The sequence below is a fragment of the Legionella qingyii genome, from assembly GCF_003184185.1.
The window spans coordinates 136,750-148,178 of record NZ_QHJG01000009.1 but is presented as its reverse complement, the minus strand read 5'-3'; the positions used below and the strand labels follow the sequence as shown (position 1 = coordinate 148,178).

Below are 11,429 nucleotides of genomic sequence, written 5' to 3'. Positions count from 1 at the left end.
TCCAATTCCCAATTTCAAAACACAAGAACTAATCACGGGGGACTAAACCCCTTCTCGGGTTCAAAACACAATAACTAATCACGGGGGCCTTTACCCCTTCTAGGTTGAGAAAGCCAAGCTTGTGAAGGCCCGGTTACTGTAATCTACGGAACCGATTTAGAGCCTCACTAAGAAACGAAAAACAACTAAAATACTTTTTACCGCGCGGGCCTTCCTAAGCTTGGAGGCTGGGGGACCAAGCATCGGTCTATGAGATAGGTTGACTCGATGCCCGCGCAACTGACCGCCTCTCTCTCCCTAAGCTTGGGAGCTACCCTAAAGAGGGTATGAGGGAATCGTCCCCTCGCGGAAGCTGGTGAGCCGGTAGAGAGGTTAGTTACCAACGCCTCATATAGTCCATAAAACTTCGGCAGTTATAGAGAAGAAATATTTAATTTAAAATTTCGCACGATTTCAGAAATATACGAAGTATCACTCGTTATTAATTAGTTATTTCCCACTCAATGAACGTGTTGACCTATCATGAGTTAAAAAGTTCTTCAATCCTATTAATAAAAAAATATATTACGAAATATTTTAAAGGTATAAAAATACTAATGACGATTAGAAATAGTAAGTATTTAGTTTCGGTTAAAGTCACTGCTGATTACCGCACTTCAATTTTCTAAATCCAGAAAAAACAATGAATGTTCTCCCTACAGCAATAAATAACTCGAAACCTCATTGACAAGAAAATTGTTTTGTAGTAACGTCCTGACGCTGGGTTAAAATTATATTCCTCCTAGCTACTTTGTCTTCAGCTTAAATGTACCAGCTCTGCACATATATCAACTACCTTTAGCTTGTGGTAAAGAGTTCCGGTTTCCTTATCCAGGAAAAAGACCTAGACTAAACCGCCATCGCCGTCCATGCTGTAATAATTTAGCTGTTGGAAAACGAGGTTGACTCAACCTACTTCACTAATAACCGACACGATACGGATCAGGTCTACTCCGTTTATAACGAGCTCACCAAAGGAACGCGAACCCTACGCCACTATTTCATGGACGCAAATGTCATTACTCTTTAACACGGAGGCCTTACGTTCGAGACCTATTACGTCGTTACGTTTAACGTTCGCCAGCATCACTGAACCACGAACGGCCACCATGGCTAAGATACTCGGTACGAGGAAATAATAAATTAGTTTTTTACCGGAGGACCAATCGATCAACCATACCTAGATTCTCAAAGTCGGTTTTTAATCCTGATTAGTGAGTTAAATCTGGACGAATAGAACGAGGACAATAACGAAACGATGCGCCTGAATGACTAGGGTAACAACCATACTTGTACCCCGTTTGTCGTCTTTTTCAACGAATGGCAAAATTGAATTGAGCACTCGTTTACCTACTTAAACGCTTGGTTTCGGTAAATTTCGACCGTTGTCGAATATCGCTTTTATCTTACTGTCTTCATAGTGGTTAATAACTAATATTTCCTGCACAAATAAGAGTTCTACTACCTGATGCTCGTCTAAGTTGACAGCTTTTTAATCGTTTTAATTTCGGTAAGAAACTATTTTTTATGCCATACCATTGCCGACCTTTATCGAGCGTTTATTGCCTACCACGAACAAACAATAATGATCGATCACGTCTACGCCAATTCTTTATACCAAATTTCTAGGATCGATCTTATCACCTGAGTGTTACCAGTCGTGAACTGGGTAGTGTTTACCCTGAACCGGGACACGTACGCCATTGGGGATAAAATGTTTCTGTCTTTAATTTTAGACTTCTGTAGCTAACGACCCTTTAATTACTTCGTAAACGTCGCGTTCAAAACCCAACACAGCGACGGACCTTACTACTCTTAATAACGGCGTGAGTGAATCCAAACCTTTTTCGTAATCCACCGGGAAGTAATCTTTTTGAATTAGCACTACCACCACGTTAACGTCGTCCCGTAGGATATCCACGTTCACCACGTGCATAGCATAATGTGCAAAATTTTAGTAACCTTGTTTCTTTACTCAGCGCCCCATACCGAAGATAGACATAACCACCTCCTGTCCCGCCCCGATACATAGAACTTGCTCACTGACTCCACTTTCCTGTACTTATTAATGTTTGTAACCCTGAACTTTTCTCTATCGCTGTTATAAGACACCAATCCTGACCTATCTTTTCTATGCAGACATTTATCGTAGTTACTTCTCCATAATCTGCTCGAATTGTCAGAAGACGTACTTTATAGTGTTCTATTTTTACGATATCCAGACTAATAAATAAGTCGATTTCTTTTTCCAAAATAGCGCCCACGCCTACACTTACGCAAGAGTTTTAAACTTTGGGGTCGTGTTCGCCACCTAAAAAATGCTTTTCCTGTTCGCCATAAACGAGCAGATGTCCGCGATTGTTAAGGGTCGCACCGATACTATCTACCAAAGACGTACCCGCCACCAATACTTAACCGAGATCGGACGTGAATAGCTCAACGGTCACTACTTTTCCTAAGGGCATAGCCAAACGGACTTCACTACAACCCGTATGTAGGTCCGACCCCTCCCAGACACGCTAATGGGGTTAACTAACCACCAAAAGTACGGAATAGTGTTTAGTAAAACTGACCTTCACGTCACGGACGACATTTTCGGTTTTCAAATCCGTACTAACTACTGCACCAGGGCTAAGCGGTCAATTTCGCTCGACGACAAATAAAATATTTTTTGTTCGGTGGTTTTGTATTTGGAAGTAAGTATGTACCTAATTGTTTATCGAGAACCTACTCCTTTGGATAACGACGAAATTACGCGGCATTGCAACGGTTTGCTCATGCTTATCTTGTAATGGGTCGCGGAATACGGTAATAACTAGACACCCTTTTTCTTCCACCATACCCGCTATCCCGTATGAACTTTCTTTATCTAAGGCATCTTGTAAACCATAGATGACCTTAATGAAGTTTTTTAAACTAGGCGCGAAAAAGGAACGCACTTGCAAACTTTCCAAAACGTTTTCCATCGCTAAAATTCCGTTGGGTGCATGTGCAATATCCACGCCCACATTACCCTCCGCTATAACGACGAACCACACGAGATGCACCAAACGCCCATTGAAACGTTCTAGTTTGAATACGAGTTTAACGAGGTCGTTAACCAGCGCGAGTATGAAACATATTCTTTTTTAATGCATTCGGAGCTGAATATGTTCGACGTTACCTATTAAATTAGGGACTAGGACTTCCAGTACCATAACGTGCACGTCTACATTAATAACTTCGACAAAAGCTTTTAGAACGTCAATTCGTTCTTTAATACTTTTTCCAACTTTTTGAACGATTTTTTTTACGGTAGTAACGGTGCTTATGTAGGTCATAAGGGAACCTACTTTACTCATCACAGTACTCATTAGGCTTAGCAGACCAACCATAAGTAAAGAAATTAGGTCAACGTTTTTACCTGAACCAACTTCATCAATCATCACGTTTTTGGAGGTTCTGTCAACTTGAGCTAAGGACACGAAAACAGTTAGTTTAACCGTTTGACGGCAATGGACAATTTAGGTCGGGTCCTAAAAATCATTTAGCTCACAACTACGGAATAGAATACCTCACACAGGTTAATGACCTACTTCCTATATCACGACTTTGCTAACTACTTCGTCGGAATAGAAAACCATACAAATACCCCGGACATCTTGAACGTCTGTGTCATCCTAATCTACAACCAGAACGACAACGACTTTTAAATTGCCCCGTAAAACCACCCTGACACGGTGTTTTTGAAGCACTATACCAATTTCTCCCATTTGAACCAGCATTTTGTCCAGTTCCTAAAATGGTCATGTTTTTACCATTCCGTCAATTTTCTGTTGGGTCATGTGGTTAATTGGGCGTATAACGACTAGCTAATTAAGACTCTTACCATTTACTCAGCCGACGGACAAACGCTCTCCCGCAACATCGACTGCGACTAAATGAACTGCGTCCATACTAAAAACGATGTCCAAAACGAGGTAAAGCACCACCAGGTTACTTAATACGTTTCCTAAAGCCTTGTTTATTAGACCTTTTAAATAAATTCTGGAACCTTAGGTTCATACCACTCGCAAAATTCCATCTACTTTCAAATATTAAAACTAAGATGAAAAAATACTTTGATACAACTTCGAGTCCATATCCGTCGACAATAATTCAATTACTAAAAACAGTAAGGGCGCTTCCGCCCTTAAATAAGAGTTTTCATCGTGTTACGAGCGATCTTTACCCAAGGGCAGAAGCGCCCTTGATGTAAAACGGTATTATATTAACTTCACGACAAAGTGAAGTGGGTTCGGAACTCCAATGCAAGGTTGTACCCTATAAGTAATGTTTACTAGAATTTGTTCGTTTTAAATGAAAAAAAATACAAGTATGTTTAAAAAACGCACAAATAAAGGGTACGCCGTTGAAATCAAAATGGTCACTGCCCATTACAACAACCTCTCTAAGTTATACGCAATCGACTCCGTTTACTTTGTTAACTACTCTATCCGTCTGCAAAACTACAACCCATAATACTCGAGCAGTCTCGTTTGGGCGTTTAGCTACGGTCTGTTAGAAATTAACGATTAAGAGCCGAACATTAAGGACGTGTCATATAAAACGGATTACAAGGAGCTTTCCCTTAACATTAGTTAAATCGTCTTATATCTGACATAATAAAAGGACTCTTACTCTTACACCATTAATGAAAAGGTCAACCGTAACCGGCTTTCCCTACCTCATGCGGAAACCCTTATTGGTTTTAACATCGGTTTCTTCGTTTAGGATTCACCGCTGGTTGTCTTGCTGAAGCACAGCTTCGTCTCTTTTTACCACTAAAAGAAGGACTACTTAAAGGAAGACCCGGTATATTAGGGAATCCAGTCATGCGGAACGCGGACCCTACCGGTTGTAAGGAATATGTACCATGGTTGTCTGAGTTACCTTAACCGAGCGCACAGTCGCGCCCTACAGAAGCATACAAAGGACTACTATAACTCATAAATAAAGCTTACCAAGGTTATCCTTGGGGTCATTCCCACTAATTACTTGGTCATTTTTAACCATTTGTCCTACCGTGTACCCAGCAAGTTCATGTAGGATAAAATTCACTTGTTTTCCCATACTGCGACGTTAGTCGTGACCTATTTAATAATTTTCCGGTATTATAAAGGTTAAATCCGGTGTCATTTCATTAAGTTTTACTTGAATTAATAGGTTGTCCGTATCAGGCTTTTTAAATTTAATAACAAATCAGGTCAATTGAACTCAACTCGGCTCTTTTCAATCTTAAAATTTGTTAGAAAGTAGACTAGGGACTACAAGCGAAACGACGAGATTATGATGACATAAAGTTTCTTATCATCGAATTTTCGTTTTGTTATTTCGGGGGATACTATAGCTAATTCATTACGGTAGGATTATTTTGTGTTCTACGTTATTCGTTTTCTAATTAATATTTATTATCTTACGTTCCTTAACCGGTAAGAGATTCTTCTAAGTGTGTATTATAACGGGTTTAGCGCACTTTTCTTCCTTCACGATAATTGGGTGGAAGTAAACATCAACCTAATTACATTACTACTTAAACAAACTTGAATTCCGGACATAGCTAAACGAGTCCTCTTTTTTTTCCCGATAACTATTATGAGCGCCCTCGTCATCATCCCTTTTTTATTATTTTACGTTTTGGTTAATTTTGTCATGAGTTGTATATTTTTATTATAAGAGACTAATTTACTTTAGCTGTCCACTTTTACTGGTCATTCCCGTTTTACGAGTAAACTATCCACTCTGATAGTATTTAATGTGGCTCATATATAAACTTGACTCCTACTAACACTCAGGTCCGATTATAGCGAAGGTATACCTATAGGTATACAAGAAGCTAGCACAATTAATTCCCTAGTTATTAACCCTTACCTCAATTAACGTGACGTAAACAACGCTACCGCTAATTTGTGTAGTGATTTTTTTTTATTTAGTCAAGAGAAGGCTGAACGGACTCAAACAGGGGGAACCCCTTTATCTCTTGCTCGGGTTCTAAATATTCTTAATTATGATCTCGATCTTTGCCCTATGGGAGTCCTTTTATCAATAATGATCCTATAAATATTTTTTTTACTAAATAACTTTTTTGTTATCTACTATTTCGGTCCTGATTTGGTCTTTCCTATTATTAACTTGCGCTACTGTGAACTATGTAAAGTCTGCTTAATAAGTTGACAAAGATTATCGACGAAAACAAATTACCGTACTTTCTAGAGAAGAGATACGTGTAATTGACTGGACCCTCGTAGATGTGGTTTAAAATATAAAGGTACGAGGACACAAAATTTTCGATTCTAAAATTGTCGTCATAGTGGTTATACTTAGTAATTTCCAAGAAGTTTAACTTCTCTTTAATATAGGTAATTTTTGGAGACATGAAAGTTTATTCAACTAATATTTAGTTACTGTAAATGAAAAATACGTGCCATTGGATTAAGTATCTATAAACAGTGATTTTTAATTATGTTTTAATCATTTTTTTTAAAATAATCTCTCAAAATAAACGGAGCGTAGTATTAAATTAATAAAAATTAACTAACTCTTAACATACTACGCTGGTTTTACCAATATTAATCGTCGAAAAAAATTTGGAACGGAATGACAATAAAGTCTATTGTCCTCCGATAATAGGTATTCCTCTTTAGTACTCTGTAATACTTTAATACAAAGAACACGTGGGCCTAGTTTCGCTTGTTCACGGTCGTTACCATCTCGCGATACTTCCCTAGTATTCGTTCGTGTTACCCCAGTAGGTGGCATTTCTTCTAAACCCAGCAGCGGTCAATCGAATAGGTTAAACACTACATGTATTTCGTGTAATGTAAGAATACTTGTAACTCACATCGGAACTTCGAGACCTTCTTTAATTTTTACGTAAATTTAAATTACTACGTTAATAGTCTTTAAATTAGTGAGCAGTTTTTGTTCGCTAGTGCTGACTTAGTCAAAACTACTTCTTTCTTTTTCTTTGGTCTAGACGAATTCTCCTCAAAATAATACAGTCGAATAAAAGCATCTTTTTTTTACACGGCAAAGTCACGACTTCCGCCGTTACTTTAACTAATATTTCTATAGTTAAATGACTTTTTGATATAAAGACTTTGACCATTTTAACACGGTTCAGCATAATGACCATGAGTTTGGGCAAAAGTTTCTGTTAATCGATCTCGTTAATACGTTCGGTCTAAAGAACCGGACAACGGTATAACACTATCGGTGTCTATTTATTATTACTACGCTCGTCCGTTAAAATATTATTTTGTTACATTCCATTACGAACTTTCATTTGTCGTTAGTTAACAAAAACGACGTTAAAAAAGTCATAATGGGAAACGTAGAACCGAAAGTCAGCGAAATCACACAAATCACTGGAATTCTTTTCCACGAGCTAGACCAAAACTATAAAATAACGGACGTGAACAATAAGTAAGACAAGGTAACTACTACAATTAAGGTAACAGGCCTCGTGACTAATTATGAGATTAGCGAATAGAAGGTACAATGAAACGTCGTAACTCGGACGCTTTATGACTTTTTACCGTCCACCGGCGCCCTCACAAAAAATATGACCGGAAAAACCCTACGAATGAGTAAGTTGAAAATCGGGGACCAAAATAACAGCTTGTTAAATCCGACAAATTTAATTAAAACTGTGTTATGGTCCTGAATCAACTAGGGTGAGAATTACCGTATTTGAGTCATTAAAATCGCGTCAATAAGAAGCCTTAAGTCTATAATTCACACTAACAAAGGCGTTGTTAAAGGAACTACAAGCGCGCTCGTTAAGTTCGTTCTAATAAAAATGGACCACCAAAGTCCTTACTCGATTACAATAAAGCATCACCATCTGAAAGTAAAAATCAAAAGTACCCTCAAAGTAACCGTTGAAAAATACTCTAGGGAAACCGAAACTTACACGAAGGTTAATACGAAACAATAAAAAACCGAAGACCTAAACCTAACCAAATAAAATAGAAAAGAGTTTTTTCTGTTCACTTCCATAAATAAAATAACTACAATAATTATAATCACTTTGGTTGAAAACATAATACATGGATGTAGTAGGAACCAAATAATCTATCAAATCAATTAAAATCTAGCATAAAGGGAAGTTCCCAGCCGCTCAGTTAAATTCCCCAATAATTCTACCTTCAATAGAATAATCTTTTTCACTCTTTAAATCCATTGGACCCACTATCTCATTTACATTTTAGTCCAATACCAGCATTAAAGAACTATGGTGTTTTATTTCGCCAAAAACGATGTGGTTTTTTATAACTCAATAAACTTGTCGCGGCGCAACTCGAACTCTTTTTTCGGGTCGTCAGAAAACGACAACGACTCGTCGCACGGCGGTTCAACTTACTATGATGATATTAATAATTACGATACCGCTCACTGCTTCCGTTTAACATGCCAAGGCAACCACAATTACTTTAATTTCTACGAAACCATCTATTTCCATAGCTATATCAGTTCGCACTTTAACATTACGGTCTCCCTGGAGAAGTAAGTTAGCCATTAAAGCAACAACTTCATGTACAAGTGTCACTACAATAACGGTTTAACGTGCAACTCTAACAAGGACGGTTCATTCAATTAGATAGAACATCGGACCCATTTTGCATAGCGCATTGGGTCCAAAAGGATTTCAATGCGTAGCTAAACAAATAAAATATGCTTTTCATAAGCCATTTCTCGTTCGTTACGTTAGCGACATAAGTTTTTGCGGGTTTATATTCTTCCTATATTAGGAAATATGCGCAATATCATTCGTATATAGCGCTATTTACACGAGGGACTTTTTTTATAGGTAAATAGTAACATCCGTTTTGGGTATCTTTCGTTTCGTTATGGTTTGTGAGGGTTATAATTTTTGTGTGATAAAAGAAACGGTTTGTAATTTATCTTACACTCCTCAACTGTCGTGTAATTATATCCGTTCTTTTTGACCCATATTCCCGGTGATGGATTATCTTAACGCCGCACAGGTCGTTATTCATAATTAACATCCCGATATTTTTTTTTGTTGAATTTTACTTACCGCCAATACTCGTTCCGTTGTGGCGGTTACTTTATTATTTCAACTCTTATTTTTACTCCTCCACTTCAAGGCTTTTTGAAGTTTTCCGGTGAGTTATATTATTCACTCGGTTACGTAGGGTTGTTTTATATACATAAAAATCGGTGCGTAGTGGTAAAATTCATTTAAGGAAAGCGGTGACTAAGAACCTATTAAAGTGGAACCCTAAACAATTTACTTTAGGTTATTAAAGGGTACAATGAATCTCGCTTGAATTGAGAACCTATAAGTGTATGAAGATTATGTGATGCTGTCAGGTGTTCTCATCATAAAAGTAGTTGCACAAATATTGTAAATTTTAAATTCAAGGATTGTAGTCTTCGTTTACGTGGGGTTGAGTAACCAAGCTTACATCGTACGTTTCCCCCCGAGTATTTATGAAGAAGTCATAAATGTGCAAGGTAAAGCTAAAATCTTAGTCTTACTAAAACATAATTTATTATTCTGACGAAAGGACAAAGTAAATTTTAGTCTATTAAAACTGATATCGGCTTTGGACATTGGAGCGTAGGAGAACCCTTCCATGAACGTTGAACTCGAACACGGCGCGATTAATCTTGTCGTCTCTTTTATTAGCTAAATAATTAAAACACCTTGTGTCTGTATTTATGGAGTTATTCATTTGAAACACCCAATAAAATTAGTATTTTTTATGTTTCAGATAGGGTGTCGTTTTTTTATCCTGGATAAGAAAAACGCGTCGTTAAAATCGAAATTAGTATCCTATTATTCAAGACATTTTTGAATTTTTATACATGTAAGGTTGTATTCGATTACTTTCACATTCCTTTTACTACAAACATAAGCCTATTGATTACTCGTTTGTTTGACTTGATTATCGTATCTATTATCTTGTTTGTACGTATTCGTGAAAATTATAGGACCTAAGTCAATTTATCAGCTCAGAACTCCCTATATGCATAAAATGTCCATGTTTTTATTCATATCTTTCCTAACAATTATATTACCGTAAACAACACCGTCATCATAATTTCTATTTGTATATATTTTATCATTGCAAGGTTATTGTACCTTTAGGAAATTTTTTTACCAGACCCCAAAAACGTAGTCTGACTGTTTTAACTATTCGTCTTCAATAACTTTGGCGGCGTTAATTGTTTTGACTTATCCATCCGCCTTCGTATGGCCCGAAGTGTTCGTTCTTTTTCGTACCTCAATATTGCATTAAATTCATTAGTTGCTATAATAGTTCGTTACGCGGTAGATAAAACCCATTTTAAAGGAATTATAATTGATTCGCTCGTTCCGAAGGTAGGTGACGTAGTTATTGTTGTCATTATTCGTACTCGGTGTTTCGTTTTTACATAAGTACAACTATGTAAAAATGATTACTTTTTTGTGGTTATGTCCGACGCGAACGCCATTTCTCTACGTGATTGGTTCGGCGATGCATGACATTACCCACCTTAAAGCCAAATGAATTCAAGTAATTATTAGGATCACAATTATCTTTTGTTAGTAATTTTCGACACGATAATTTCTACCTAAAGACTTTATAAATAATTAACATATTTGTATAACCAAATTTGATACAACGAAAATTACTTTTCGATTTTTATATTTTTATCATAGTTATTAGTTTTCATCATGCGTTCCTCTCAACCATTGAAATTAATTTATATGAAATAAGACATACCTCTGTAGTACTATTAAGTTTGACATTTAGGGCGTTGTCTTGTCTAGGACTTTTGAATATTAACGAACTCGTTCGTTCTTCAATTACTTTTTGAGTTGTTTCGCGTACTTCGTATAGACCTTACCTTTTTTTGGAGAAAATCGTTTTCTTTTCGAAATTACGATGCCGAGCGGGTTGACAATTTTAGTTTTTGTCTACTTAACCGAGTAGATTACAGTTTACTTTACCCGTTCGGTTATTGACGTCCATAGCGTCTTTAATTATTTACACGGACCAATACACTCGTAATACGTCTTGTACGTCTTCTCATGGAACGACGGTTTCATCACGTTTGCCTATACTTTTTTAGATTTCATACAGTAAATGGTGAACCCCACCAAAAACGGTAGTACGGAACCTTAAAAGGTAAAACCGTCCATAAAGCGAAACGACAAGGATGCGAGTACCGACCGTTACAACGACAGAATTTCGTACGTGGATAGAGAAGACCTTGACCGTTATTTTATCTTCTCAATAAAGACCTCCGTCCTAAAGGGCTAATACAAAAGGTTGTGAATTAACAGCTATTACTACCTCGCCGATCTTAATATCTCGTAGGGAGTCAATAACGCCAATGAAACTGTCCTTCGCCTG

At 37.2% G+C, this 11,429-nt stretch carries 2 protein-coding genes; both read right to left on the bottom strand.

Features of this window, described 5'->3' with window-relative positions:
• Positions 1–2,078: 2,078 nt before the first annotated feature.
• Positions 2,079–2,303 carry a hypothetical protein gene (locus tag DGG96_RS07440; RefSeq protein WP_110142109.1) on the bottom strand — a complete coding sequence of 75 codons (225 nt, stop codon included), beginning with the start codon at positions 2,301–2,303 and terminating at the stop codon, positions 2,079–2,081.
• A gap of 444 nt (positions 2,304–2,747) precedes the next feature.
• Positions 2,748–3,047 carry a hypothetical protein gene (locus tag DGG96_RS07435; RefSeq protein WP_133249326.1) on the bottom strand — a complete coding sequence of 100 codons (300 nt, stop codon included), beginning with the start codon at positions 3,045–3,047 and terminating at the stop codon, positions 2,748–2,750.
• Between the last annotated feature and the right edge of the window lie 8,382 nt (positions 3,048–11,429).